The sequence below is a fragment of the Nesterenkonia populi genome (genome assembly GCF_007994735.1).
Taxonomy (GTDB): Bacteria; Actinomycetota; Actinomycetes; order Actinomycetales; family Micrococcaceae; genus Nesterenkonia; species Nesterenkonia populi.
The window spans coordinates 152,690-178,588 of the sequence record NZ_VOIL01000001.1 but is presented as its reverse complement, the minus strand read 5'-3'; the positions used below and the strand labels follow the sequence as shown (position 1 = coordinate 178,588).

Sequence of the window (25,899 nt, the reverse complement as noted above, 5' to 3'; positions counted from 1 at the left end):
CGGAAGGCCTCCTGTCTGCGGACGGGGGCCTTCCGCCGTCCGGGGGCGCGGGAGTAGCCTGAGGCCATGCTGACTGCATTCTCTGTTGCACCCGATTCCGCCTCCGCTGCTGAGGACGGCTCCGTGAGCGAAGCCGTCACCGCTGCCGTGCGAGCGGTGAAGGACTCCGGCCTGCCCTACGAGCTGACCTCGATGTTCACCACCGTCGAGGGTGAATGGGACGAGGTCTTCGCGGTGATCAAGCAGGCGACCGACGCCGTCGTGGCCGTCTCCCCGCGCGTCAGCCTGGTGATCAAGGCAGACATCCGGCCCGGATACACCGGCCAGCTCAGCGGAAAGGTCCAGCGGGTCGAGGAGAAGCTGAACGGGTAGCGTCGGCCCGACAACCTCTCCGGACCAGAATGTGTCTTTGAAAGGTCGGCGCAGTCACTAAGGGGAGAGCTGCCCGGAGGGATCCGGGTTAACAGCATCGGAGACCTGCGGTGCCCCGCTCAGCTCCCCGACCGCAAGATCGATGAGCGCCCTGGCCGCAGGTCGCGGCTTCACGTCCGAGGGCCAGGCGATGTGAAGCCGCACCGGCGGCGTCGGCGGATGGATATCGAGGGTCTCGACCCGCAGTCCCTCGTTGGTCAGTCCGTGCTGGAACCGCTGGGCGAGCACCCCGTAGCCCATCCCGCGGCCTACTAGCGACCGGGTCAGCTCTACGTCCCGGGTGCGGAACCGCACCTGAGGCCGCAGTCCCCGGGAGGCGAAAACCTGCAGAATATGCTCCCGGCTCGGCGGCAGGTCCAGCAACACCAGCGGCCTGTCCACCAGATCCTCGAGTCGGACGGTCCCCGGCGGGTCCTCCTCCCTCGTATCCGGAGCCTGGCCTTCGGGGACGATGATATAGGCATAGCGAGTCACCACCGGAATGGACTCCATCCTCTCGTGCAGGGTGGTGTCGTAGAGCAGCGCGACGTCGATCTCCCCGTTCCACGCCGCGGTGTGCAATTCGTTCTGGTCCCCGGTGACAAAGCGCGGCTGGATATTCGGGTAGCGCCGCTCGAGTCCCTGAAGCAGAGCCGGCAGCACACCGGCGGCCAGCGGGATGTAGCAGCCGATCGTCACCTCCCCGGAGATGTCGTCGTCGGCCTGGGCCTCGGCGGCCAGTTGCAAACCCCGGGCCTCGTGCAGCAGTGCCGTGGCTCCCCGGGCGAATCGGCGGCCCGCCGCGGTGAGCCGTACCCCGTGCGCCCGGCGCCGCACCGTCAGCTGCACTCCCACTGAGCGCTCCAGCTCGGTGAGCGCTCCGGCCACCGCCGAGGGGCTGGCCATCAGTGCCTTCGCCGCCGCGTTGATCGTTCCCTCCCGGGCGACGGCGTCGAACACCTCGAGCTGGCGCAAGGTGAACTGCGGCATCACTCACGGCTCCTCATTGCCCACGGCTCGTGGGACTGTCCTGCTGGGTTCATCGTTGGCTCCTGTCTGGCCGGAGTGCGGACGGGGATGCACGACCTCGTCTCCTTCAGCTTTCCGTGCTGTGCGCTGTCGATTCTGTGCACCAGGTGTACGGAAACGTGCAGAACACGCATAAATGTGGCGTGAATCACACTACAGTGTGAGAATGATCAGCGGGGGGAGCAACAGAAAGACGTGAGCACTATGACCGCTGAGGCACATCACACGTTCAACCCCGAGGCGTTCGCTCCCGGGGAGCGTTTCGACGCGTGGCGGTATACCGTCAACAGTGCCTTCGTCCCCCTCGAGGCCGCCGCCCGGCATCCTGAGGCCTACAGCGCCCACCTGGTGGGCCAGCACATTGGCTCTGTGGAGGCGACGGAAGTCGGCGGGGACCCGGTGCGGATCCGCCGGACTCGGCGGACCATCATGGCCTCCGACCCGGGGATCTACAAATTCGCCCTCCAGATCACCGGCCGCTGTCTGGTGCGCCAGGAGGGCCGGGAGGCTGCGCTGCAGCCCGGGGATCTCGCCGTCTATGACACCGCGCGGCCCTATGACCTGGACTGTGAGGTTCCCTACCGGATGTTCGTCATGCAGATTCCGCGCCACGAGCTCGGTCTGCATGAGGACCAGACGCGTCAGCTCACCGCCGAGCGGATCCCGGGCGGTTCGGGGCTGGCTGCTCTGACCTCCTCGCTGCTGGCGGGGATGGACCAGCAGCTGCGCGACGGCGAACTGACTGCAGAGCCGCGGGCCGCCGCCGGAGCGGTCCAGCTCATCCAGGCGACGCTGCGCCAGCAGATGCGGCCCGAGTCCGCCGAGACGCCCGCGGCGGAGGTCCTGCATCTGCAGGCGCTGCGGTTCATCGGCGAGCGGATCTCGGACCCGGGACTGTCGGTGAGCACGATCGCCCCGGCGCTGCACGTCTCAGTGCGATATCTGCAGAAGCTCTTCGCCGCCAGCGGCACCACGGTCAGCGACCTCATACGGGAGCGACGGCTCGAAGGCTGCCGGGTGGAGCTCATCGACCCGGCGTCGGCGACCCGCCCGGTGGCCGCTGTCGCTGCTTCCTGGGGATTCATCGACGCCTCGAGCTTCTCCCGGGCCTTCCGCCAGCAGTACGGCATGACCCCCTCCCAGTACCGAAGCAGTGCTGGTCCCGGTGGCCGCGAACATGTCGTGGCCACTACACAGCCGCGTGTGGTGGCCAGGGCCTTTAGACCATGAAGTCGGCGTCCTCGCCGCGCTCCGCCTCAGAAGCAGGTTGCACGCCGAGCAATCCGCTCAGCGGGTGATGACGTGGGGTTGGCTGACTTCCTTCAGTCCGTGGATGCCGAACTCGACGCCGAAGCCCGACTCTTTCGCCCCGCCGAAGGGGACTCGCGGGTCGATGGCGCCGTGCTTGTTGATCCATGTGCTGCCGGCCACCAGCCGGGCAGCGACGTCCTCGGTCCGGTCCGGGTCGGTGCCCCAGACGGAGGAGCCGAGGGCAACGTCGAGCTCGTTGGCCCACTCGATGGCTTGGTCCAGGTCGGTGTACTTCACAATCGGCAGCGCAGGGCCGAACTGCTCCTCGGTGACCAGCCGCTGATGGGGGTCGATGTCGGCGACCAGCGTGGTGGGGTAGAAGTAGCCGGTGGCGTTCTCGTCCGGGTCTCCGCCGATGAGGATGCGGGCCCCGGATTCCTTCGCCGAGGCGACCAGGTCGGCCACGATCTGCCACTGCGGCTTGTTCTGCACCGGCCCGAGCACGTTCTGCTCCTCGAGTCCCACGCCCATGGGGGACTGCTGGGCGACCTCGACGAGCGCCTCGCAGACCTGATCGTAGAGCGACTCAGGCACGTAGAGGCGTTTCAGGGCCGCGCAGGTCTGCCCGGTGTTGATAAAGGCTCCCCAGAAGATGTCGTCGGCCAGCGCCTTCGGGTCGGCGTCGTCGAGGACGATGCCGGCGTCGTTGCCGCCAAGCTCCATGGTCATGCGCTTCACGGTGTCCGCGGCGGTCTTGATGATGCTCTTGCCGGTCTCGGTGGAGCCAGTGAACATGATCTTCGCGACATCGGGGTGGGCAGAGAGGCGCTCGCCGACATCGCCGCGGCCGGGCACGGCGATGAGGACGTCGGCGGGCAGGGCGGTGTTGAGCACCTCGATGAGCGCCAGCACGCTCAGCGGCGTGTAGCCGGAGGGCTTGACGACCACGGTGTTGCCTTGGCGCAGGGAGGGGGCGATCTGCCAGATGGATATCATCATCGGCCAGTTCCACGGTCCGATGGCGCCGACGACGCCGAGGGGCCGCCAGTGCAGCACGGAGCGGCCGGATTCCTCGTCGACGATGACTTCAGGCTCGAGGGTGAAGCTGGCGGTGGCCCGCAGCCATGAGACGCAGGCGCTGACTTCGAAGCGGGCGTTCGGGCCGTTGAGCGGCTTGCCTTGTTCCCGGGAGAGCAGGATGGCCAGCTCTTCGGCGTGGGCTTCGAGGGCTTCAGCCGCAGCGTTGAGCGCCTCAGCGCGCTCCTGGCTGCTGACGGCTGCCCACTGCGGCTGGGTTGCCTTGGCGCGGGCGACGGCGGCGTCGAGGTCGGCGACCGTGGTTTGCCGGGTCCGGCCGACGAGCTCTCCGGTGGCAGGGTCGTGGATCTCCCGGCCGCCTTCGGCGGGCTGGATGCGCTCCAGCAGGGAGGAGGTGGGAGCGTCGGTGACGGTCATGAGTTTCTCCTTCAGGTGATTATCAGTGATCTAGGTCACTTCCGGACCCGGTCATGACAAGACTCCGTCATTGCGCCGCTGGTGTCGTTGACTGCTGGCGCACTCCGCTGTGCCTGAGGCGAACTGAATGTGTTCTAGGTCACAAATCTGGAGGGCTCCGTGGTGCACTGAGATGCAAACGCTTCACTGTGATGCAAAACACGCAGGCGTTGCGCAGATCCCGACACCCCGCGACGGGGCGTCCCGCGCCCGGGAAAGGAGTACCACCATGGTCACCAAAGACGAGCTCTATGAGGTCGGCATCGCCCAGCGCCGCCACATGTTCGGCCACGAGGGAGCCGAAGACCAGACTGAGCACACCACCGGCCTCAACGACAAGATCCAGGACTTTGTCACCCGCTACTGCTTCGGCGACATCTGGCAGCGCCCCGGTCTGGAGACCCTCGACCGCAGCAAGATCACCTTCGCCATGATGGTCGCCACCGGCAAAGCCCACGAGACCCGCATCCACGCTCGCGGCGCCCTCGCCAACGGGGTCACCCCTGTCCAGCTGCGCGAGATCGCTGTGCACGCCACGCTCTATGCCGGCATCCCCGCTGCCGTCGAGGGCCTGCGCGCCCTCGAGGAGGTCTTCGCCGAGAAGGGCATCGACCTGCATCTCGACGGGGAAGGGCAGCAGAAATGAGCGCCGCCGAGCAGGAAGCCGCCCGCCAGGACGGCACGGATCAGCAGAAGACCCTGGCTGTCGGTTTCATCGGCCTGGGCACCATGGGTGAGCCGATGGCGGCAAATATCGTTGCCGCCGGGTACGACCTGCGGGTCCACGACGTCGACCCCGACCGCACCCGCGAAGTCGCTGAGAGGCTCAGCAGCCGTCCAGAGGAAACCCCCGCCCGCGTCCACCCCGCTTCAGATGCCGACGATCTCGCCGACCGCGACGTCATCGTGCTCATGCTGCCCACCAGTGCCATCGTCCGCGCCGCGCTGCTCGACGAGGACGGCCAGCTGAAGATTCCCTTGCGCTCCGGCGCCGTGGTGGTCGATATGAGTTCCTCCGACCCCACCGAGACCGTTGCCACCGGCAAGCAGCTGGCCGCCCACGGCATCCCGATGGTCGACGCACCGGTCTCCGGCGCCCGGGAACGGGCCATCGCCGGAACCCTGGCCATCATGATGGGCGCCGACGAGGAGGCAGCCGCCGAACGGTCCGCCCCTGTTATCGAAGCGATGAGCCGGGCCATCTACCGCACCGGCCGGCTCGGCACCGGGCACGCGATGAAAGCATTGAACAACTTTGTCGCCGCCTCCTCCGTCGCTGCGACCTCCGAGGCCCTCACTGCCGGCGGTCGCTTCGGCCTCGATCCCGCCGTGATGGTCGATGTCCTCAACGACTCCACCGGACAGAGCTTCATCACCACCCACGTGCTGGGTCCCCACGTGGTCGAAGGACGCTACGCCAGTGGATTCGCCCTGCCGCTGATAGCCAAGGACGTGCGGATCGCCGAGAATCTGCAGCGCACCGTCGGCCACCACGCCCCGGTCTGCCAGGCCGTCTCCGCCCAGTTCGGCGCCGCTGAAGCCGCACTGGGAAACACCGACCACACCGAGGTCTACCGCTTCTGGGGAGAGGGCTGACCGCCTAGCCCCGAGGCGCCCACGCCCGGCATGCCGTGCCGGGCTCCACGAAAGGAACAACGACATGGTCACACGCACATCGCACCGCCGGTCCCTGACCGCCGTGGCCGCCCTCGGGCTGCTGGCCGCCTGCGGCGGGGAGGTTGAAGGCAACGACAGTGGGGAGGGCAACGGAGGTGACGCTGCCCCCGAGGTCACTCTCACCCTGGTCACCTCCGCCGCCGAAGGCACCCCGAGTGCCGAGGTCCAGGAGTGGTACGCCGATGAGCTCGAATCCCGCAGCGAGGGACGCATCGAGATTGAGCGCACCGAGGCTTATTCACTCTGCGACGCCGTCGAAGTCATTGACTGCGTCCGCGACGGCCGCGCCCAGCTCGGGGTGAGCATCCCCGACTACACCCCGGCCTACTTCCCCTCGACGTCGATGGTCTCAATCCCCTTCATCGGCCAGGACTGGCAGGCCATCACCCAGGCCCTGCACGAGCTGCACGTCACCAACGAGGACGCCCAGGCAGTGATGACCGGCAACAATATCCACCACCTGGCCACCTGGCCGGTCGGACGGATGCTCATCGGTACCCACGAACCTGTGGAAACGCCCGAAGACCTGGCGGGACTCTCCCTGCGCGCCTCCGGGCCCCTGGCCATCTCCCTCTACGAGAACCAGGGGGTCAACGTCATCTCCCTGGCCGCCAACGAAGTCTTCGAAGGCATCGAGCGCGGCGTCATCGACTCTGTGGCCGCCAGCATCGACTTCCCTGTCAACTACCAGCTCAATGAGCTGCTGCCCCACTGGACCGACCCGGGTGTCGGCGAGTACTCAGCCTTCGGCATGTGGATGAACCTCGACGCCTACGAGGAGCTCGACGACGAGCTCAAGCAGGTGGTCGACGACGTCGCCGCCGACCTCTCCAGCGGCGCCGGAGCTGGGATCTTCTACGAGCAGGCCATCGAACAGTGCCCCCAGATGCTCGAGGCTGAGAACCTCGAGAGCTTTACCCGCTGGGACGAGGATGCTTCCAACGCCTGGGCCGAGGGGACCGGCGACAGTCTCCAGGAGGAGTGGGTCGCGCTGGCCGCCGACCAGGGGCTGGAGAACGCCGACCAGGTCCTCGAGGACTACCTGGCTAGCCTCGAGGAGCACACCGACCCCGACGCCGAAGACGCCACGAGCAGCTGCATTGACCAGGCCGCCCAGTGATCGGCTGCAGCTGCTGAGACCGTCTGCCCGGGACCGCGCCAGCGGCCCGGGCAGGCGCATCTGCGGACCTTGCTGACAATCACGGTTCTACCGCGGATATACCCCGAATCAAACCGTTTTACCCGGTTATGTGATCCACGCCATACTGATGTGAGCGCACGAATGTGCTGTGAATCACATTTTAGAGCGAGGAGGCTCACGATGACGATCACACCCACCCCCGAGACCTGGGCCGCGAACACCGCCCCCATCGAGGCGCCGGTGGCCGACGGCGTCGCCATCGACCAGCTCTACGCCGACCCGTATCCCATCTACCGCCGGCTGCGCGAGATCGCGCCGGTCCACTGGGTGCCCGCCATCGACCGCTACCTCGTCGTGGGTTTCAGCGCCATTCACACCATCGACCACGACCCCGAGACTTACACCGCCGACGAAGAGGGCTCGCTGATGAAGCGGGCCATGGGACATTCGATGCTCCGCAAAGACGACCCCGAGCACGCCGTCGAGCGCGCCGCCCTGGGCGGAGTGCTCAAGCCCAAAGCCATCAAGACCGTGTGGAACGAGGTGTTCCAGCGCAACTACGAGCACTACCTCGCCGAGTTCATCGCCTCCGCCGAGGAGGACACCATCGATGGCCGCCCGGTGAGGCGCGCCGACTTCCACACCGGATTCGCCGAGCCTTACACCGCCGAGAACCTCCGCGAGATCCTTGGGCTCCGCAACGCCACCTGGCAGGACATCCGCCGATGGAGCCAGGATATGATCAACGCCACCGGAAACTACGCCGACGACCCTGAGATTTGGCGGCTTGGCGAGAAAGCCTTCGACGAAGTCGACGACGCCATCGACGAGGTTCTCCCCACCGGCGAAGGCCACACCCTGCTGGCCCAACTCGCCGAGTCCGGCATGCCGCTGCAATCCATCCGGGCTAACGTGAAAATGACCATCGGTGGCGGATTCAATGAGCCCCGCGACGCGATGGGGACGCTGCTCTGGGCCCTGCTCGAACGTCCCGGCCAGCTCGTCCAGGTCCGCGAGGCCGGCCCGTCCGGCTGGGAACGGGCCTTCGACGAAGCTGTTCGCTGGGTCGCGCCCATCGGCATGTACTCCCGCCAGACCACCCGCGAGACCGTCCTGGAGGACGTGCGGCTTCCTGCCGGAGCCAAACTCGGCGTCAACGTCGGCGCCGCCAACCGCGACCCTGCCCAGTTCGAGGACCCCGAAGCCTTCGACACCAACCGCGAGCAGAAGCCCCACCTGGCCTTCGGCGCCGGCACCCACTACTGCGCCGGAGCCTGGGCGGCCCGCGCCCAGGTGTCCCGCGTAGCCCTGCCCCAGATCGACCAGCGCCTGCCCGGCCTGCGCCGCGACCCTGAACGCCCCGGCGTCGCTGGCGGATGGGTCTTCCGCGGCATGCTCTCGCTGCCGGTGGTCTGGGACACGGACTGACCGCCAGACGGCCCCGGCAAGCACCCACCACCACCAGGAGACCCCGTGCCCCGCATCACCTACCACCAGCCCGGTGGCAGCAGCCAGACCGTTGAGCTCGAGACACCTGCCCCCATCATGCAGACCGCGCTGCGCAACGGCGTACCCGGCATCGTCGGCGAATGCGGCGGCCAGGCGATGTGCGCCACCTGCCACGTCTACGTCCGCAACGAGTACCTCGACCAGCTGCCGGAGAAGTCTGAGGAGGAGGAAGAGATGCTGGAAGAGGCAGCCGCCGAGCTCGACGAAGAACGCTCCCGGCTGGGCTGCCAGATCACCATCGGCGAAAACCTCGACGAGATCGCCGTCGATATCCCCGAAAGACAGGTCTGAGATGGACACCACGACACCGCTGACCGGCGAGGACCACGTCGTCATCATTGGCGGAGGCCTGGCCAGCGTCGAACTGGCCGACGCACTGCGCCAGCAGGGCTATCCCGGCCGCCTCACCCTGGTCTGCGCCGAGACCCACGCGCCCTACCAGCGGCCCCCGCTGTCGAAGGACCTGAAGCTCACCGACGCCGTCCTCGAAGTCCTGCCCCTGCGCGGGCCCGGCTTCTTCGAGGCCAACGACGTCGATGCCCGCTTCGGGGTCACCGCCGAGCACATCGATCGGGCCGCTCGTCGGGTGCGGCTCTCCGACGGCAGCGACCTCGACTACACCCACATGGTGCTGGCCACCGGGGCCCGCAACCGCAGCCTGCCCGTCGTTGGTGCCGAGCTCATCGGAGTGCAGGCCCTGCGAACCTTCGACGACGCCGCAGTCCTGCAGACCGCACTGAGCCACGCGGAGAACGTCGTCATCGTCGGCGCCGGATTCATCGGGCTGGAAGTCGCCGCCTGCGCTAACGGACTGGGGAAGAACGTCACCGTCCTCGAGTTCGCCGAACGCCCCATGGGCCGGGCGCTGTCACCGCTGAGCAGCGGGCACATAGCCGAGACTCACCGGACCGCCGGCATCGACCTGCGGCTCGGCGAAGGGATCGAGCGTATCGAGGGCGAAGCCGGCTCGGTCGCCGTCGCCCTCGGCAGCTCCGGGACCCGGTACCCGGCCGACACAGTGCTCATCGGCGTGGGCGTGGCCCCTAACACCGAGCTCGCCGAGGCGGCAGGACTGGCCGTGGACAACGGCATCCTCGTCGACGCCCGGCTGCGTACCGAGGACCCGCGCATCTGGGCCATCGGCGACTGCGCGAACTATCCCAACGCCCACAGTCGCTCGATGACTCGCCTGGAATCGGTGCAGAACGCCACCGACCAGGCCCGATACCTGGCGACGGCGCTCACCGCCGCAAGCGCCGAAGACCCCGGCGACTACTGCAGCCTGCCGTGGTTCTGGTCCAACCAGGGTCCCGTCCGCATTCAGATCGCCGGCCTCATCATCCCCGGGGACGAGACCGTCCTCCACGGTGACCCCGCCAGCGGGAAGTTCTCCGTGCTGGCCTTCCGCGACGGCGTGCTCGCCGCCGTCGAATCCATCAACTCCCCTCGTGACCACCGGGCCGCCCGGGCCCTTCTCTCGGCCCCCGTCCCACCCACCCGCGAGCAGCTGGCCGACCCAGAGTTGGATCTGCGCGCGTTCGCCGCCGTGAAATGAGGAACTGACGATGACGATCCTTGAGACCGCAGTCCGCCAGATAGCCCGCGTGCTCGCCGTGCTCTCCGCCGGCGCCATCGTGGTGATGGTCGTCGCCATCGCCTGCGATGTCATCGTGCGCAACACCACCGGAGCCAGCGTGCGCGGCATGCTCGAACTTGCGGAGACCAGCCTGGTCATCAGTGTGTTCTTCGGCCTCGCCTGGGCCGGGGTCAAAGGCGAGCACGTCTGCGTGACTCTGCTCGTCGACCGCTTCCACGAGGCCGCCACCCGTTTGGTGCAGATCGTGGTCTGGGCGCTCTCGACGGTGTTCATCAGCTGGCTGCTCTACGCCACTGTGCTGCGCGCCATCGATTCGACCACGATGCGCGAGGAGCGGTTCGGCCTGGTGCGCTGGCCCATCTATCCGATGCGCTGGGTCATCGTCGCCGGGCTCGTCGCCCTGCTGCTGGTGGCGCTGCTCAATCTGGCGCGTTCGGTGGCCGGACGCCTCCCCATGGGGCCGGAGAGCGAGCTTCAGGCCGTGCTGGTCCAGCAGGAGAGGGTCGCGGCCCAGACTGAGGAGAGCCTCGAGGCCCTCGACAAGCAGGTCCCCGGCGCCTCGGCGGCCGAGACGATCCCCGCGGGAGGCACCCGATGACCACCGGAATGATTATCACCGCCGTGCTCGTGCTGCTGGTGGCCCTGCTGCTGTTCCGGGTCCCGGTGGCCATCGCCCTGGGCGGCTCCGGCGCGGTCGGGCTCCTGCTGCTGCACAGCTTCGACTACACCACCAACCTGCTGGGCTCCGAACCTTTCGGTCAGACCGCCAGCTTCGGGCTGACGATCATCCCGATGTTCATCCTCATGGGCATGTTCGCGGTGCGCGCCCACGTCGCCGAGTACGTCTTCCGGATCGCCGACAGCGTCCTCGGCCGCTTCCCCGGCGGCCTCGGCGTGGCCACCGTCGCCGCCAGCGCCGGGTTCTCCGCTGTCTCGGGCTCGAGCATCGGCACCGCGGCGACGATGGCCCGGCTGTCGGTGGCAGAGATGCGCGCCGCCGGGTACCCAGCCTCCCTGGCGACCGCACTGGTGGCCGTGGCCGGGACGCTGGGCTCAATGATCCCGCCGAGCACCTTCCTGGTTCTCTACGCGATCCTCGCCCAGCAGTCGGTGGGCCAGATGCTCGCCGCGGGCATCGTGCCCGGCGTGCTGACCGCCATCGCCTACTCTGCCTACCTTGTCATCGCCGGGCAGCGACTTAAGCGCAAAGGCGTCATCCGCCCCCCGCATCTGCGTCACGCCGTCAGCGAGCACGTCGCGGCCGCCAAGACCGCCAAGACGACGACGGCGGGCAGTGCGGAAGAGCCGGCGACGGTGGCCGCGGCCGCCATCGCCACTGAGGAGCCGCCCGCCGGGCCGGAGTCTGTCGAGGCAGTACCGCCGCAGGGTGCCGCCTCGCGCAAGCCGACCCCGCTGAAAGAGCTGCCCTGGCGCGGCCTCTTCTACATCGCCGCGCTGTTCTGCATCGTGCTCGGCGGCATGTACTCCGGCTACTTCACCGCCACCGAGTCGGCAGCCTTCGGTGCCATCGCCGCGGTGCTCATCCTGCTCTTCGAGCTGCGCAAGACCGGGCTGCGCGGCATTTCCGCCGGCATTGCCGGAGCGCTGCGGGACACCGCCTCGACCACGGCGATGGTTTTCTTCATCGTCATCGGTTCAGGCATCCTCACCGCCTTCTTCGTCGCCGCCCGGGTGCCGCAGATGATCACCGACGCGGTGATGAGCGTGAATCTGCCGCCCATGGTGGTCATGGCTCTGCTGCTGCTGGCGCTCATCCCGCTGGGCATGATGCTGGAGTCCCTCTCGATCCTCGTCATCTCCGTGCCGCTGCTGCTGCCCATCGCCACCGAATTCGGCTTCGACGCCATCTGGCTGGGCATCCTCATCGTCAAGCTCATCGAAATCGGCATGGTCACCCCGCCGGTGGGGATCAACGCCTTCGTCGTCGCCGGAACCACCGGGCTGCCGAGCGAGACCGTCTTCCGCGGCATCGTGCCGTTCTTCGTGGTCGACCTGGCGCTGATCGCTCTGTTCTTCTTCTGGCCCGACCTGGTGCTGCTGCTGCCCAGCTACGTCGCCGAAGGCGCCGGCTAGCCCGGAACCCGTCACCTGCCTGGTCCATTGCACCCGCATCCACACCATCGAGGGAGAAACACTATGACACTGCACCCCCGCACCTCTGCCCCCCGCCGCCTGGCCCAGGTCACTGGCCTGATCGCCGTCGCCGCCTTGGGGCTGACCGCCTGCGGCAACGGTGAGGGCGAGCCCACCGGAGGCGACGGCGCTGACGATGGTGAGACCTACACCTTCACTCTGGCCGCCGGTGCCCTGGAAGGCACCCCGCACTCTGCCATCGAGCAGCACTACCTCGACCTCGTCGAGGAGCGCACCGACGGGCGCATCGAGTTCGAGCGCACCTCCTTCGAGGCCCTCTGCGCCGTCGACGAGGTCATCAACTGCCTGCGCGACGGGCGCGCCGACATCGGCACCACCGTCACCGACTACACCCCGCATATGCTGCCGACCCTCTCAGTAGTCAGCATCTCCTTCCTCAACACCGACATCCAGGCCACAGCTGCCGCACTCTACGACATGCACACCGACTACGAGCCGGCCCGCGAGCAGCTCGAGCAGAACAACCTGCAGTACGTGGCCACCTGGCCGGTGGGCACCATGTTCCTCGGCTCGGCCGGCCCGGTTGAGAAAATCGACGACCTCAACGGGCTGCGGGCCCGCGCCGCCGGCCCGGTCACCCAGCTGACCCTGGAGTCGGCCGACATCAATGTCAACGCGATCACCGCGCCTGAGACTTACGAGTCCGTCCAGCGCGGGGTCATCGACTCCGTCGCCGCGGCATTGGACTTCGGTGTGAACTACCAGATCATCGAGCAGCTGCCCTACTGGACCGACCCCGGGTTGGGCCAGTACACCGCCTACGGCATGTGGTGGTCCAAGGAGGCTTACGAGTCGCTCCCTGAGGATCTGCGCGAGATCGTCGGCGAGGTTACCGAGGAAATGAACTACGGCGAGGCCATCGAGACCTACAACGAGGCGATGCGCGACGTCTGCGACGGGATGCTCGAATCCCCCGACGTCGAGTCCTTCACCCGCTGGGACGAGGACGCCACCGCCGAATGGCACGACCTGGTCGGCGACGAGGCTGAGGACCTGTGGCTGGAGATCATGGACGACTACGGCTACGAGGACGCCGAGGCCTACCTCGAGGAGTACAAGTCCGCCTACGCCGCTCACGAAAGCGACGACAACCCCGTCGACGCCGGGATCTCCTGCGTGGACGAATGGCAAGCAGCGAATTGAAAGGCCAGACCATGAGGCAATCTATCCAGACCGCAGATTTTGATGTGCTCATCATCGGCGCGGGCTCGGCCGGGAACGTCATCGCCCGCCGTCTGCTGGACCACGGCTTAACTGTGGGTCTGCTGGAAGCGGGCGGCCCCGACAGCAATCCCACCATCCAAGACGTCTCCTCCGCCGGGGCGCTGTGGTTCGGCCCAGAAGACTGGCAGCACTGGACCACGGAGCAGCCCGGCTGCCAGGGGCGTCGGCTGCATCTGCCCCGCGGCAAGGTGATGGGCGGTTCCCACGCCCTCAACGCCGCTATCTGGATGCGCGGAGCCAAACAGGACTTCGACACCTGGAACTACCTCGGATGCCCCGGCTGGGGCTGGGAGGAGGTGCTCCCGGTCTACATGGCCATCGAGAAGTACGACGGCGGGGCCTCCTCCACACGAGGAGGATCGGGTCTGCTCGACGTCGTGAAGGACTACCCGATGAATCCCATCCAGGACTCCATCCTCACCGGTGCCGAGGAGATGGGCATCCCGCGCAACGAGGACTACAACTCCGGCGATGTCGAAGGCGTCTCTAAGATGCAGCTGACCATCCGCGACGGCAAACGCTTCAATACCTGGAGCGCCTACCTGAAGCCTGTGGCCCAGCACCCCAACCTCACCATCCTCACCGAAGCCCATGTGCGGCGCCTGATGGTTGAGGAGGGTCAGGTGACCGGCGTCGTCTTCACTCATGAAGGAGAGGAGAAGACCTTCCGCGCCGGGGAGACCATGCTCACCGCCGGTGTCATTGGATCAGCCGAGATCCTGCTGCGCTCCGGCATCGGGCCGGCCGAGGAGCTGCGCGAAGCGGGCGTCGCCCCAGTTCACGACCTCCCGGGGGTCGGCAAGAATCTCCATGACCACCTGCTCGCTCCCGTCATCTACACCACTACTGCCCGCGAGGTTCCCGCCCCGCAGACCGGGGCGGCCGAGACGCACTTGTTCTGGAAGAGCCGCCCCGATCTGGCCGTGCCGGATACCCAGCCCATCCACTTCGCGCTGCCGATGTACTCTGTGGACTCCATGTCTGGGCCAGAAAACGGATTCTCCCTTATGGGAGGCCTGGTCCGGCCGCTCAGCCGCGGCGAACTGACCCTGACCGGACCCGATCCTGAGGATCAAGTTCGGATCGATCTGGGCGCCCTGACCGAACAGGCCGACGTCGACTCCCTGGTCGCATCCGTCCGGCAATGTCGGGAGCTGGGGTGCACCCAGGCGCTGGCCAGCTGGGGTCCAGAGGAGCTTTACCCCGGGCAGGATGTCTCCGACTCCGAGGAGGACCTCGAAGAGTACGTCCGCAGCACCGCAGTGACCTACCACCACCAGGTCGGCACCTGCCGGATGGGACTCGACGTGCTCGCCGTCGTCGACCCCCGCACTTTTGCGGTGCGTGGACTGAAAGACCTACGCGTGGCTGACGCTTCCATCATGCCGCTGGTCCCCACCGGCAACACCAACGCCCCCACCATCATGATCGCCGAGCGCGCCGCCGCCTTCCTGACCGGCAAGGACATCATCGGCGCGGAGAAAGAAGCTGTCCATGCCCAACCCTGAGCAAACCATCCCCCGACCCTCGAAGATCATCGCCGTTCATCTCAGCTATGCCTCCAGGGCCGCCCAGCGCGGCCGTGAGCCGGACGCTCCCTCCTATTTCCTCAAGCCCACCAGCTCTATCTCCCCATCCGGCGCAGCAGTCCACCGTCCGGCAGGCACGGAGCTGCTGGCCTTCGAGGGGGAGGTCGCCCTGGTGGTCGGAACTCCCGCGCGACAGGTCTCGGTCGAACGGGCCTGGGATCACGTGCAGTGGGTCACCGCCGCGAACGACTGGGGCCTCTATGACCTGCGCGGCGCCGACAAAGGCTCCAACGTCAGGAACAAGGGGCGTGACGGCTACACCCCTCTGGGGCCGGAGCTGATAGACGCCCGCAAGGTCAGGCCGGAGGACCTGCGGCTGCGCACCTGGGTCAACGGTCAGATCGTCCAGGAGGACATCACTGCCGGGATGATCTTCCCGCTGGCGCAGTTCGTCGCGGATCTATCCCAGCACCTCACCCTGGAGGAAGGGGATGTCATCCTCACCGGAACCCCGGCGGGAGCCTCCGTCGCCCAGCCCGAAGACGTGGTCGAGGTGGAGGTCGACGTCCCCCAAGCGGGGTTAAGCAGCGGTCGCCTGGTCTCCCGCGTCGAGGAAGGGCCCGACACCTTCGACCCTGCATTGGGCTTCACCCCAGCAGTGGACGACAAGCAGCGTGAAGAGGCTTGGGGAAGCCGCGAGGCGGCCGGACTGCCGCAGCCGCGCACAGGGCTCAGCCCTGAGCTGAAGGCCAAGTTGCAAGAGGTGCCGGTTGCAGGACTCTCTCAGGAGCTGCGCAAGCGTGGGTTCAACAGCGTCTCCATCGACGGAGTGCGGCCCACCCGTCCCGGCACCAAGCTGGTCGGAACCGCGAAGACTCTGCGCTTCATCCCCAACCGCGAGGACCTCTTCAAGTCCCACGGCGGTGGAGGCAACGCCCAGAAGCGTGCCTTCGACGCGGTCGGCGAGGGTGAGGTCATCGTGATAGAGGCGCGCGGGGAGCGCGGCTCCGGCACTCTGGGAGACATCCTCGCCCTGCGCGCAGTCGCCCGCGCGGCCGCCGGGGTGGTGACCGACGGCGGAGTCCGCGACTACAGCACCGTTGCAGAGATCGACCTGCCCGTCTTCAGTCAGGGGCCCCACCCCGCGGTGCTGGGCCGCAAGCACGTTCCCTGGGACACCGACATCACCATTGGTTGCGGAGGCGCAGCCGTGCAGCCCGGTGACGTGATCGTCGGGGACAACGACGGCGTTGTCGTCATCCCTCCGGAGATCGCCGAGGACGTGGCTGATGCCGCACTGGCCAAGGAGGCCGAAGACGCGTGGGTGGCCGAGCAGATCAAGGCCGGCCACCCTGTCGACCAGCTTTTCCCCATGAACGCCGAATGGCGTGCACGCTACGCAGAGGAGACCAACCGATGAGCTCGTTCAACTCCCCCGTCCCCGCTGAGCTGCCCGAGCGGATCCAGCACTACATTGGCGGCGAGTATGTCGACTCCGCCGGCGGCGCCACCTTCGATGTCCTCAACCCCGTTACCAACGAGGTCTACATCCAGGGGGCTGCCGGCCAGAAAGAAGACATCGACCGGGCCGTGGTCGCCGCCCAGCGAGCCTTCGACGAGGGCGCCTGGGCCAACGCCCTGCCCAGGGAGCGCTCCCGGGTCCTGCACCGCATTGCCGACATCGTCGAGGAGCGCGGCGCCCGGCTGGCTGAGCTGGAGACCTTCGACACCGGTCTGCCCATTACTCAGGCCCGCAGCCAGGGCAAGCGCGCGGCCGAGAACTTCCGCTTCTTCGCCGATCTCATCGTCGCCCAGCACGACGACGCCTTCAAAGTCCCCGGGCGCCAGGCCAACTACGTCAACCGCAAGCCGATCGGCGTGGCCGGGCTCATCACTCCCTGGAACACCCCGTTCATGCTTTCGAGCTGGAAACTGGCACCCGCTCTGGCCACCGGTAACTCCGTGGTGCTCAAGCCGGCGGAGTTCACCCCGCTCTCAGCAGGCCTGTGGGCCGGGATCTTCGAGGAGGCCGGACTGCCCAAGGGTGTGTTCAACCTGGTCAACGGCATCGGCGAGGAGGCCGGCGACGCGCTGGTCAAGCACCTTGACGTGCCGCTGATCTCCTTCACCGGTGAGTCCCGGACCGGCCAGATCATCTTCGGCAACGCTGCCCCGCACCTGAAGGGTCTCTCCATGGAGCTGGGCGGGAAGTCGCCGGCCGTGGTGTTCGAGGACGCGGACCTGGAAGCCGCCATCAACGCCACCATTTTCGGCGTCTTCTCGCTCAACGGCGAGCGCTGCACCGCGGGCTCGCGCATCCTGGTCCAGCGCAGCATCTACGACGAGTTCGTGGAGCGCTACGCCGCCCAGGCCAAGAGGGTCAAGGTTGGACTGCCTCACGAGCCCGCCACCGAGGTCGGCGCGCTGGTCCACCCCGAGCACTTCGAGAAGGTGATGAGCTACGTCGAGCTGGGCAAGACCGAGGGCCGGCTCGTCGCAGGTGGCGACCGTCCCGAGGGCCTGGAGTCCGGAAACTTCGTCAACCCCACCGTATTCGCCGACGTGCCCCGTGACGCCCGGATCTTCCAGGAGGAGATCTTCGGGCCCGTGGTCGCCATCACCCCCTTCGACACCGACGAAGAAGCGCTAGAGCTGGCCAACGACACCAAGTACGGGCTGGCTGCCTACATCTGGACCAACGACCTGAAGCGCTCCCACAACTTCGCCCAGAACGTCGAGGCCGGAATGGTGTGGCTGAACTCCAACAACGTGCGTGACCTGCGCACTCCCTTCGGCGGAGTCAAAGCTTCCGGCCTCGGGCACGAGGGCGGCTACCGCTCGATCGACTTCTACACCGATCAGCAGGCCGTACACATCAACCTCGGCGAAGTTCACAACCCCGTGTTCGGCAAAGCCGACTGACCCCTGCACGCACCAGAGCAAGGACGCCCTGACATGACCCAGAACCCCACCGCATCCGACGACGTCGTCCCCACCCCCTCTTCGCCTGCACCTGACGTGGTGCGCTGCGCGTACATGGAGTTGGTGGTCACCGACCTGAAGCGCTCCCGGGACTTCTACGTGGATGTGCTGAACCTGGTGGTCACCCACGAGGACGACACCACCATCTACCTGCGCTCCATGGAGGAGTTCATCCACCACAACCTGGTGCTGCGCCAGGGCGAGCAGCCCGCTGTCGCCGTGTTCTCCTACCGGGTCCGCAGTCCCGAGGAGCTGGACAAGGCCGTGGCCTTCTACGAGGAGCTCGGCTGCCCGGTGAAGCGCAGCAAGGATGGGTTCCTCAAGGGCATCGGTGAGGCCGTCAGGGTCCAGGACCCGCTGGGCTTCCCGCTGGAGTTCTTCTATGAAGTTGACCACGTGGAGCGGCTGGCCTGGCGCTACGACCTCTACACCCCCGGGGCGCTGGTTCGCCTGGACCACTTCAACCAGGTCTACCCGGACGTTCCCAAGGCCGTGCGGCACATGGAGGACCTCGGGTTCCGGGTCACCGAGGACATCCAGGACGATGAAGGCACCACCTACGCCGCCTGGATGCGGCGCAAGCCGACCGTCCACGACACCGCCATGACCGGCGGGGCCGGCCCGCGGATGCACCACGTCGCCTTCGCCACCCACGAGAAGCACAACATCCTGGCGATCTGCGACAAGCTCGGCGCCCTGCGGCTGTCCGACCACATTGAGCGCGGCCCCGGCCGGCACGGGGTCTCCAACGCTTTCTATCTCTACCTGCGCGACCCTGACGGCCATCGGGTGGAGATCTACACCCAGGACTACTACACCGGGGATCCGGACAACCCGGTGGTGACCTGGGACGTTCACGACAACCAGCGCCGCGATTGGTGGGGGACCCCGGTGGTCCCCTCCTGGTACACCGAGGCATCCACCGTGCTGGACCTCGAGGGGAACCCCGTGCCGGCCCAGGTGCGGACTGATGACTCTGAGATGGAGGTCACCATCGGCGCCGACGGGTTCTCCTACACCCGTAAAGGCGATGAAGACTCCATGCCTCATTGGAAACTCGGCGAGTACAAGCTGGGACACCAGCTGTAGAGGAAGGACGGACCCATGCTGACATCTGAGAAGATCACCGCCATCGCCGACGAACTCGCTGAGGCCGAGCAGAGTCGCAGCACCATCAAGCTCCTCACCGCACGCTACCCGGAGATGACGGTCGAGGATTCCTATGCCGTGCAGAACGAATGGCGCAGGCGACGCATCGAGGCCGGTCGTCGTCCGGTCGGGCGCAAGATCGGGTTGACCTCCAAAGTGATGCAGGCGGCCACGGGCATCACTGAGCCGGACTACGGGGCGGTCTTCGCCGACATGGTCTATGAGAATGGCGCAGTGATCGAGCACAGCCGGTTCTCCAACGTCCGGATCGAAGTGGAGCTGGCCTTCGTGCTCAGTGAGGGCCTCGCCGGTCCCGAGGTCACGGTCTTCGACGTGATGCGCGCCACCGAATACGTCATCCCGGCGCTGGAGATCCTCTCCAGCCGCATCGAGATGCAGGGCCGCACCATCGTCGACACCGTCAGTGACAATGCCGCCATGGGTGCGATGGTCTACGGAGGTAACCCGACCAAGCCCCACGACGTCGACCTCCGGTGGGTCTCGGCGCTGCTGTACCGCAACGAGACCATCGAGGAGTCCGGAGTCGCTGCGGCCGTGCTGAACCACCCCGCGAACGGGGTGGCGTGGCTGGCCAATAAGCTTGCCCAGCACGGAGACTCCCTCTCCGCCGGGGAGATCGTCCTTGCCGGGTCCTTCACCCGTCCGATGTGGGTCCAGCCCGGCGACACGGTGCTGTGCGACTACGGGCAGATGGGAACCGTGACGTGCCGATTCGACTGACGCCGACACTTGGGGAGCAGATCTCCCAGTCCCCACGGACCCTCTTCGGCGGATGGATCTGCTCCGGCTCACCGGTGGTCGCCGAGATCATGGCAGGCTCGGGCCTGGACTGGCTGCTCATCGACATGGAGCACGCCCCCAACGGGCTGGATTCGGTGCTCGCCCAGCTGCATGCCGTCTCCGGATACGCGTCCACCCCGGTGGTCCGGGTGCCCTGGGGGGACCCGGTCACCATCAAGCAGGTGCTGGACCTCGGCCCCCAGAACATCCTGGTGCCGATGGTCTCCACCGCAGAGCAGGCACGGGAAGTCGCCTCCGCGGCGCACTACCCGCCGGCGGGCATCCGAGGCGTGGGCAGCGCCCTGGCCCGCTCCGCACGCTGGAACCGGGTGGAGAACTACCTGCAGAACGCAGCCGAACACGTCTCGGTCTTCGTGCAGGTCGAAACCCTCGAGGGCATCCGCAACGCCCGGACGATCGCAGAGGTCGAAGGCATTGCCGGGATCTTCCTCGGCCCTAGCGACCTGGCCGCCTCCATGGGACTCATCGGGCAGCAGGCCCACCCCGACGTCGTCAGCGCCGTGAAGGGAGCCTTTGAGGAGATCGCCGCGGCAGGCAAGCCCGTCGGCGTCAACGCCTTCGACCCCGCCGTGGCGCGCGAATACGCCGAGGCAGGAGCCTCCTGGATGTTGGTCGGCGCCGACGTGGCCCTGCTCGCCCGCGGCTCCGAGAAGCTCGCCGCCGACTTCATCCCGCCCCGCGCATCCGGCGACTGAGCCGGCCTGCGCCAGACGAAAGGTTCAGCTTCCGTGCACTTCCACCACCACGGCTACGTCTCAGCAGACCCCCGCGTCCAGGCACCTGCCGGGATCGGACTCGACCGGCCCCAGGAGCTCCCCGACGAGATGGACGTCCTGATCGTCGGCAGCGGTCCGGCCGGGATGATCGCCGCAGCACAGCTGGCGCAGTTCCCCGAGATCCACACCCGAATCATCGAACGCCGCCCCGGTCGGCTCGAGGTCGGGCAGGCCGACGGGATCCAGGCCCGCAGCGTCGAGACGTTCCAGGCGTTCGGGTTCGCCGACGAGATCATCAACGAGGCCTACCGGATCTCCGAGATGACGTTCTGGAAGCCGGACCCTGAGAACCCGGACCACATCGTCCGCACAGCCCGGCCCCTCGACGACGAGCACGGCATCAGCGAGTTCCCGCACCTGATCGTCAACCAGGCGAGGGTGCTGGACTACTTCGCCGAGCACATGCAGCGCTCGCCGTCCCGGATGAGCCCTGACTACGGCGTCGAATTCCTCGGTCTGGCGCTCGAGGCTGACCACGAGCATCCCGTCAGCGTGCGGGTCAGGCATCTCACCGGAACACATGAAGGCCAGGAGCGCACCGTCCGGGCCAAGTACGTGCTGGGCGCCGACGGGGCCCGCAGCGGGGTTCGCGCAGCCATCGGGCGCAAGCTCAAAGGCGACCAGGCCAACCACGCCTGGGGTGTGATGGACGTGCTGGCCACCACCGACTTCCCCGACATCCGCCTCAAATGCGCCATCCAGTCCCGTTCCGGCGGCAACATCCTCCACATCCCCCGGGAGGGCGGGCACCTCTTTCGCATGTACGTGGACCTGGGCGAGGTCGCCCCCAACGACGGTGGTAAGGTCCGCGAGACCAGCTTGGACGAGGTCATCGCCAAGGCAAACTCGATCCTGCACCCCTACACCCTGGACGTGAAGCACGTCGCCTGGCACAGCGTCTACGAGGTGGGGCATCGGATGACCGACAAGTTCGACGACGTGCCAGAGGAGGCCGCCGGAACCCGGGCCCCGCGGGTATTCATCGCCGGGGACGCCTGCCATACCCACAGCGCCAAGGCCGGGCAGGGGATGAACGTCTCCATGCAGGACGGGTTCAACCTGGCCTGGAAGCTCGGCCAGGTGCTCACCGGCCGCAGCCCGGAGTCCCTGCTGAGCACCTACTCCGCAGAGCGGCAGACCATCGCTCAGAACCTCATCGAGTTCGACAAGGAGTGGTCCGCTCTCATGGCGAAGAAGCCGGAGGAGCTGGACGACCCCGCCGCCGTCGAAGAGTTCTACGTCAAGACCATCGAATTCCCCGCGGGGTTCATGACTCAGTACGAGCCGTCGATGATCACCTCAACATCCGAGCACCAGGCGCTGGCCGAGGGTTTCATGGTGGGCAAACGGTTCAAATCGGCGATTGTCTCCCGCGTATGCGACAGCAACCCAATGCACTTGGGGCACCACGCCACCGCCGATGGCCGCTGGCGGATCTACGTATTCGCCGACTCCCCGGCAGCCGGACAGGATTCCGCGCTCAACGGCTGGGCGGAGTGGGCAAGCACATCCCCGGATTCCCCGGTGATCCGCTATACCCCCGAGGAGAGCGACGGCGACGTCATCTTTGATGTCAAAGTCATCTATCAGCAGAACTACCGAGAGATCGAGATCCCCCAGGTCCCTGAGGCCTTCCTGCCGCAGGTGGGGCCCTTCGAGCTGAACTATCGAGAGAAGGTCTTCGCCACAGGACACGGCGAAGACATTTTCTCCGAACGCAGCGTCAGCCGTGACGGAGCCGTCGTCATCGTCCGCCCTGACCAGTACGTGGCGCATGTGCTTCCGCTTGAGGACACTGCTGCGCTGGCCGACTTCTTCTCCGCGATCTTCTCGGAGCCCTCCGCATGAGCACGCTGACAGTTTTCAACCCAGCCACCGGGGAGCCCATCGATGAAGTCCACGACTTCACAGGTGAAGAGGCCGCCGCTCTGGTGAACACCGCCCAAGCTGCCTTCGAGCAGTGGTGGAGGACCTCCCCGCGGCACCGGTCCGAAGTGCTCATTGATGCTTATCAGAGGATGAATGACGATGCGGAGCGGCTGCGCGATCTCATTGTCGCCGAGAACGGCAAATCACGGTCCGACGCTGCAGCGGAGGTCGCTTACGCCTCCGAGTTCTTCCGCTGGTACGCCGAGGAAGCAGTGCGCGCCCCCGGATACTACGGGGAAGCTCCTGCCGGGGGAGTGCGCAACGTCGTCACCCGCCACCCGGTGGGCGTGGCCGTGCTCATTACTCCCTGGAATTTCCCCGCGGCCATGGCCACCCGCAAGATCGGCCCGGCGCTGGCCGCCGGATGCTCGGTGCTGCTGAAGCCGGCGAGTGAAACCCCGCTGACAGCCTTCGCCATCGCCGAGATCCTCGCCAAGGCGGGAGTGCCTGACGGGGTGGTCCAGGTCGCGGCCACATCCAAGGCTAGTCGAGTGGTCACTGCGTGGTTGCAGGATGAACGGGTGCGCAAACTCTCCTTCACCGGGTCCACCGGAGTGGGCCGGCGGCTGCTTGCGCAGTGCTCGGAGAGAGTGGTCAACACATCCATGGAGCTGGGCGGTAACGCGCCCTTCATCATCACCGCTGACGCCGACATTGACGCGGCCGTGCAAGGGGCGATGCTCGCCAAGTTCCGCAACGGTGGTCAGGCCTGCACTGCCGCTAACCGGTTCTATGTCCACGATGCCGTTGCCGAAGAGTTCGCCGACAAATTCGGCCAGCGGATCAGCGCTCTCACAGTGGGCAACCCCGTCGAGGGATACCAGATCGGCCCCGTCATTCACGCTGAGGCAGCACAGGAGATACAGGCGCTGATAGACAAGGCGCTGGAGCAGGGCGGCAGCATTGCGGCTCGGGCCCAGCTGCCGCAGGGGGCGGGGAAAGCTTTCCTCGCGCCTACCCTGCTGACCGGAGTCCCTTCGCGCGCGGAGATCCTCTCCGAGGAGATCTTCGGGCCGGTGGCACCAGTGGCCACCTGGAGCGAGGAGGATGAGGTCATCGCTGAGGCCAACGCAGCTGAGGTAGGGCTGGCCTCCTACGTCTATGCAGGCAGCCTCCGCCGGGCGATGCACATCGGTGAACGTCTGGAGGCGGGAATGGTAGGCGTCAACCGAGGGATCGTCTCGGACCCCTCCGCACCCTTCGGTGGAGTCAAGCAGGCCGGAATTGGCCGTGAGGGCGGTTCCTTCGGCATCGAGGAGTTCACCGAAATCCAGTACCTCAGCGTCGACTGGTCCTGAGGGGCCTCGGCCAGGCCGGCCTCGACGCTCAGTCTTGGGTTCCTCTCGGTCCACGTTTTCGGCGTGCGGCCCATTGTCCCTTACTGAGGACGGCCCCATCTTGGAGTGAAGAGCGACTCAGCCTTCGATGCCGGCGATGGTGTCGCCGCCCTTGACGCCGGTGCCGGGCTTGACCTTCAGGCCCTTGATCTTGCCGGACTTGTGGGCGGTGATGGGCTGCTCCATCTTCATGGCCTCCAGCACCACGACAAGGTCGCCCTCGGCCACCTTGTCGCCGTCCTTCGCGGCGACCTTCACCACTGTCCCCTGCATGGGGGACGTGAGTGCCTCACCGCTGGCTGCCGCGACCGTCGTCGTGCGCTTGCGGCGGGCCTTCTTGGGCGCGGCGGCCTTGCCGGCGCCCAGCTTGCCGTTGGCGAGGCCGCCGGGCACTGAGACGGTGACCCGCTTTCCGTTGACCTCCACCACCACGTCTTCACGGGGCTCGGCCTCAGCCCCCCCGGTGTGAGCGGTCAGGGCGTTGTAGGGGGTGATCTTCCCTTCGAACTCAGTCTCGATCCAGCGGGTGTGAACCGTGAAGGATGACGGCGACTTCTGGGTCAGCTCGGGAGCGAACGCCTCGTCGGCGACCACGATCCGGTGGAAGGGCAGGACGGTCGGCATGCCGTCGACCTGCATCTCATCCAAGGCCCGGGAGGCTCGCTGCAGAGCCTGCCTGCGGTCTGCGCCGGTGACGATCAGCTTCGCCACCATGGAGTCGAAGGCCCCGGAGATGCTCTCCCCGGCCCTCACCCCGGAGTCCACGCGCACGCCGGGCCCGGCTGGGGTCTCGAAGCGCTCCAGGGTGCCGGGGGCCGGCATGAAGCTGCGGCCGGCGTCCTCCCCGTTGATGCGGAACTCGAAGCTGTGCCCTCGGACCTCCGGGTCCTCGTAGCCGAGCTTCTCCCCCCGGGCGATCCGGAACTGCTCGCGGACCAGGTCGATGCCGGTGACCTCCTCGGTGACCGGGTGCTCCACCTGCAGACGGGTGTTGACCTCGAGGAAGCTGATGGTGCCGTCCTGCCCGATCAGAAACTCGCAGGTGCCGGCCCCGGTGTAGCCGGCCTCCTTCAGGATCGCCTTGGAGGACCGGTACAGCTGCCGGGTCTGCTGCCGGGAGAGGTAGGGGGCGGGGGCCTCTTCGACCAGCTTCTGGTTGCGGCGCTGCAGGGAGCAGTCGCGGGTGGAGACCACGACGATGTCGCCGTGGGCGTCCGCCAGGCACTGGGTCTCCACGTGGCGGGGCCTGTCCAGGAACTTCTCGATGAAGCACTCCCCGCGGCCGAAGGCGGCGGTGGCCTCACGCACCGCGGACTCGTAGAGCTCCACGATCTCGTCACGCTCGCGGACCACTTTGATGCCGCGTCCGCCGCCGCCGTGGGCTGCCTTGATGGCGATCGGCAGGCCCTGCTTGTCGGCGAACTTCAGGACCTCCTGGACGTCTTTGACCGGCTGCTTGGTGCCCGGTGCCAGGGGGGCGCCGACCTTCTCGGCGATCTGCCGGGCGATGACCTTGTCGCCCAGCGTGCGGATCGCCGCGGGGGAGGGGCCGATCCACACCAGCCCTGCATCGAGCACCGCCTGGGCGAAGTCGGCGTTCTCGGAGAGGAACCCGTAGCCGGGGTGCACGGCGTCGGCGCCGGTGGTCTTCGCGGCGTCGACGAGCTTCTCGATCACCAGGTAGGAGTCGGCGGCGGACTCGCCGCCGAGGGCATATGCCTCGTCGGCCAGGCGGACGTGCACGGCGTCGCGGTCCGGCTCCGCGTAGACGGCTACCGCGGAAAGGCCCTCGTCGTGGGCGGCGCGGATGATGCGGACCGCGATCTCCCCGCGGTTGGCGATCAGTACTTTGGAGAACTCGGTCATC

General features: G+C 67.1%; 22 protein-coding genes. 19 read left to right on the top strand and 3 right to left on the bottom strand.

Annotated elements, in window-relative coordinates; all coding sequences use genetic code 11:
* Positions 1-66: 66 nt before the first annotated feature.
* Entirely contained in the window at positions 67-372 is a 306-nt protein-coding gene (locus FWJ47_RS00800; protein ID WP_147102961.1) for a thiamine-binding protein, read from the top strand.
* 57 nt (positions 373-429) lie between these two features.
* On the opposite strand, the gene FWJ47_RS00795 is transcribed toward FWJ47_RS00800, so the two are convergent.
* Entirely contained in the window at positions 430-1,401 is a 972-nt protein-coding gene (locus FWJ47_RS00795) for a LysR substrate-binding domain-containing protein (RefSeq protein WP_147102959.1), read from the bottom strand.
* A gap of 243 nt (positions 1,402-1,644) precedes the next feature.
* On the opposite strand from FWJ47_RS00795, the gene FWJ47_RS00790 reads away from it, so the two are divergent.
* On the top strand, positions 1,645-2,670 hold the full coding sequence (locus FWJ47_RS00790; protein ID WP_147102957.1) for an AraC-like ligand-binding domain-containing protein: 1,026 nt from the start codon (positions 1,645-1,647) through the stop codon (positions 2,668-2,670).
* A gap of 57 nt (positions 2,671-2,727) precedes the next feature.
* Here FWJ47_RS00790 and FWJ47_RS00785 read toward each other — a convergent pair whose 3' ends face one another.
* Entirely contained in the window at positions 2,728-4,146 is a 1,419-nt protein-coding gene (locus FWJ47_RS00785; protein WP_147102955.1) for an aldehyde dehydrogenase family protein, read from the bottom strand.
* Between the two features lie 268 nt (positions 4,147-4,414).
* Between FWJ47_RS00785 and FWJ47_RS00780 the strand changes: the two genes are divergently transcribed.
* The 17 genes from FWJ47_RS00780 (at position 4,415) to FWJ47_RS00700 (ending at position 23,993) form a co-directional block, all read left to right on the top strand.
* Positions 4,415-4,831: a carboxymuconolactone decarboxylase family protein gene (locus FWJ47_RS00780; RefSeq protein WP_246126103.1), complete on the top strand. Its 417-nt coding sequence runs from the start codon at positions 4,415-4,417 to the stop codon at positions 4,829-4,831.
* Complete coding sequence (locus FWJ47_RS00775; protein WP_147102953.1) at positions 4,828-5,781, top strand: NAD(P)-dependent oxidoreductase; 954 nt, start codon at positions 4,828-4,830, stop codon at positions 5,779-5,781. Before FWJ47_RS00780 ends, FWJ47_RS00775 begins: the two co-directional genes overlap by 4 nt.
* 64 nt (positions 5,782-5,845) lie before the next feature.
* Complete coding sequence (locus tag FWJ47_RS00770; protein WP_147102951.1) at positions 5,846-6,982, top strand: TRAP transporter substrate-binding protein; 1,137 nt, start codon at positions 5,846-5,848, stop codon at positions 6,980-6,982.
* 201 nt (positions 6,983-7,183) lie between these two features.
* Positions 7,184-8,431, top strand: a complete 1,248-nt coding sequence (locus FWJ47_RS00765) for a cytochrome P450 (protein ID WP_147102949.1) — start codon at positions 7,184-7,186, stop codon at positions 8,429-8,431.
* 45 nt (positions 8,432-8,476) lie between these two features.
* Complete coding sequence (locus FWJ47_RS00760; RefSeq protein WP_147102947.1) at positions 8,477-8,803, top strand: 2Fe-2S iron-sulfur cluster-binding protein; 327 nt, start codon at positions 8,477-8,479, stop codon at positions 8,801-8,803.
* Position 8,804: 1 nt separating this feature from the next.
* Positions 8,805-10,067, top strand: a complete 1,263-nt coding sequence (locus tag FWJ47_RS00755) for an NAD(P)/FAD-dependent oxidoreductase (RefSeq protein WP_211358938.1) — start codon at positions 8,805-8,807, stop codon at positions 10,065-10,067.
* Positions 10,068-10,077: 10 nt separating this feature from the next.
* Entirely contained in the window at positions 10,078-10,707 is a 630-nt protein-coding gene (locus FWJ47_RS00750) for a TRAP transporter small permease (RefSeq protein WP_147102945.1), read from the top strand.
* Entirely contained in the window at positions 10,704-12,203 is a 1,500-nt protein-coding gene (locus FWJ47_RS00745; protein WP_170228420.1) for a TRAP transporter large permease, read from the top strand. Before FWJ47_RS00750 ends, FWJ47_RS00745 begins: the two co-directional genes overlap by 4 nt.
* A gap of 63 nt (positions 12,204-12,266) precedes the next feature.
* A complete protein-coding gene (dctP, locus tag FWJ47_RS00740; protein WP_147102943.1) occupies positions 12,267-13,427 on the top strand; it encodes a TRAP transporter substrate-binding protein DctP in 1,161 nt (386 codons plus the stop codon).
* Positions 13,428-13,438: 11 nt separating this feature from the next.
* Positions 13,439-15,016: a GMC family oxidoreductase gene (locus FWJ47_RS00735; protein WP_147102941.1), complete on the top strand. Its 1,578-nt coding sequence runs from the start codon at positions 13,439-13,441 to the stop codon at positions 15,014-15,016.
* Entirely contained in the window at positions 15,003-16,457 is a 1,455-nt protein-coding gene (locus FWJ47_RS00730; protein WP_147102939.1) for a fumarylacetoacetate hydrolase family protein, read from the top strand. The genes FWJ47_RS00735 and FWJ47_RS00730 overlap by 14 nt, the downstream gene beginning before the upstream one ends.
* Positions 16,454-17,959 carry a 5-carboxymethyl-2-hydroxymuconate semialdehyde dehydrogenase gene (hpaE, locus tag FWJ47_RS00725; RefSeq protein WP_147102937.1) on the top strand — a complete coding sequence of 502 codons (1,506 nt, stop codon included), beginning with the start codon at positions 16,454-16,456 and terminating at the stop codon, positions 17,957-17,959. Before FWJ47_RS00730 ends, hpaE begins: the two co-directional genes overlap by 4 nt.
* Before the next feature lie 33 nt (positions 17,960-17,992).
* Positions 17,993-19,108 (top strand): 3,4-dihydroxyphenylacetate 2,3-dioxygenase, encoded by a 1,116-nt coding sequence (gene hpaD / locus FWJ47_RS00720; protein WP_147102935.1) that lies wholly within the window; start codon positions 17,993-17,995, stop codon positions 19,106-19,108.
* A 15-nt stretch (positions 19,109-19,123) separates the two neighbouring features.
* Positions 19,124-19,909, top strand: a complete 786-nt coding sequence (hpaH, locus tag FWJ47_RS00715; RefSeq protein WP_147102933.1) for a 2-oxo-hept-4-ene-1,7-dioate hydratase — start codon at positions 19,124-19,126, stop codon at positions 19,907-19,909.
* Positions 19,894-20,685, top strand: coding sequence for an HpcH/HpaI aldolase family protein (locus tag FWJ47_RS00710; RefSeq protein WP_147102931.1), 792 nt, complete (start codon positions 19,894-19,896; stop codon positions 20,683-20,685). The genes hpaH and FWJ47_RS00710 overlap by 16 nt, the downstream gene beginning before the upstream one ends.
* A gap of 33 nt (positions 20,686-20,718) precedes the next feature.
* Positions 20,719-22,614 (top strand): FAD-binding monooxygenase, encoded by a 1,896-nt coding sequence (locus tag FWJ47_RS00705; RefSeq protein ID WP_147102929.1) that lies wholly within the window; start codon positions 20,719-20,721, stop codon positions 22,612-22,614.
* Positions 22,611-23,993 (top strand): NAD-dependent succinate-semialdehyde dehydrogenase, encoded by a 1,383-nt coding sequence (locus tag FWJ47_RS00700; RefSeq protein ID WP_147102927.1) that lies wholly within the window; start codon positions 22,611-22,613, stop codon positions 23,991-23,993. The genes FWJ47_RS00705 and FWJ47_RS00700 overlap by 4 nt, the downstream gene beginning before the upstream one ends.
* A gap of 117 nt (positions 23,994-24,110) precedes the next feature.
* Here FWJ47_RS00700 and FWJ47_RS00695 read toward each other — a convergent pair whose 3' ends face one another.
* The gene (locus FWJ47_RS00695) at positions 24,111-25,898 is read right to left on the bottom strand and encodes an acetyl/propionyl/methylcrotonyl-CoA carboxylase subunit alpha (protein WP_147102925.1); all 1,788 of its coding nucleotides are present in this window, start codon (positions 25,896-25,898) and stop codon (positions 24,111-24,113) included.
* Position 25,899 lies beyond the last annotated feature (1 nt).

What these genes read in the sequence shown, in the direction of transcription:
- FWJ47_RS00800 (WP_147102961.1), top strand. Translation starts at nt 67, where the DNA reads ATGCTGACTGCATTCTCTGTTGCACCCGATTCCGCCTCCGCTGCTGAG.
- FWJ47_RS00795 (WP_147102959.1), bottom strand. Translation starts at nt 1,401, where the DNA reads ATGCCGCAGTTCACCTTGCGCCAGCTCGAGGTGTTCGACGCCGTCGCC.
- FWJ47_RS00790 (WP_147102957.1), top strand. Translation starts at nt 1,645, where the DNA reads ATGACCGCTGAGGCACATCACACGTTCAACCCCGAGGCGTTCGCTCCC.
- FWJ47_RS00785 (WP_147102955.1), bottom strand. Translation starts at nt 4,146, where the DNA reads ATGACCGTCACCGACGCTCCCACCTCCTCCCTGCTGGAGCGCATCCAG.
- FWJ47_RS00780 (WP_246126103.1), top strand. Translation starts at nt 4,415, where the DNA reads ATGGTCACCAAAGACGAGCTCTATGAGGTCGGCATCGCCCAGCGCCGC.
- FWJ47_RS00775 (WP_147102953.1), top strand. Translation starts at nt 4,828, where the DNA reads ATGAGCGCCGCCGAGCAGGAAGCCGCCCGCCAGGACGGCACGGATCAG.
- FWJ47_RS00770 (WP_147102951.1), top strand. Translation starts at nt 5,846, where the DNA reads ATGGTCACACGCACATCGCACCGCCGGTCCCTGACCGCCGTGGCCGCC.
- FWJ47_RS00765 (WP_147102949.1), top strand. Translation starts at nt 7,184, where the DNA reads ATGACGATCACACCCACCCCCGAGACCTGGGCCGCGAACACCGCCCCC.
- FWJ47_RS00755 (WP_211358938.1), top strand. Translation starts at nt 8,805, where the DNA reads ATGGACACCACGACACCGCTGACCGGCGAGGACCACGTCGTCATCATT.
- FWJ47_RS00750 (WP_147102945.1), top strand. Translation starts at nt 10,078, where the DNA reads ATGACGATCCTTGAGACCGCAGTCCGCCAGATAGCCCGCGTGCTCGCC.
- FWJ47_RS00745 (WP_170228420.1), top strand. Translation starts at nt 10,704, where the DNA reads ATGACCACCGGAATGATTATCACCGCCGTGCTCGTGCTGCTGGTGGCC.
- dctP (WP_147102943.1), top strand. Translation starts at nt 12,267, where the DNA reads ATGACACTGCACCCCCGCACCTCTGCCCCCCGCCGCCTGGCCCAGGTC.
- FWJ47_RS00735 (WP_147102941.1), top strand. Translation starts at nt 13,439, where the DNA reads ATGAGGCAATCTATCCAGACCGCAGATTTTGATGTGCTCATCATCGGC.
- FWJ47_RS00730 (WP_147102939.1), top strand. Translation starts at nt 15,003, where the DNA reads ATGCCCAACCCTGAGCAAACCATCCCCCGACCCTCGAAGATCATCGCC.
- hpaE (WP_147102937.1), top strand. Translation starts at nt 16,454, where the DNA reads ATGAGCTCGTTCAACTCCCCCGTCCCCGCTGAGCTGCCCGAGCGGATC.
- hpaD (WP_147102935.1), top strand. Translation starts at nt 17,993, where the DNA reads ATGACCCAGAACCCCACCGCATCCGACGACGTCGTCCCCACCCCCTCT.
- hpaH (WP_147102933.1), top strand. Translation starts at nt 19,124, where the DNA reads ATGCTGACATCTGAGAAGATCACCGCCATCGCCGACGAACTCGCTGAG.
- FWJ47_RS00700 (WP_147102927.1), top strand. Translation starts at nt 22,611, where the DNA reads ATGAGCACGCTGACAGTTTTCAACCCAGCCACCGGGGAGCCCATCGAT.
- FWJ47_RS00695 (WP_147102925.1), bottom strand. Translation starts at nt 25,898, where the DNA reads ATGACCGAGTTCTCCAAAGTACTGATCGCCAACCGCGGGGAGATCGCG.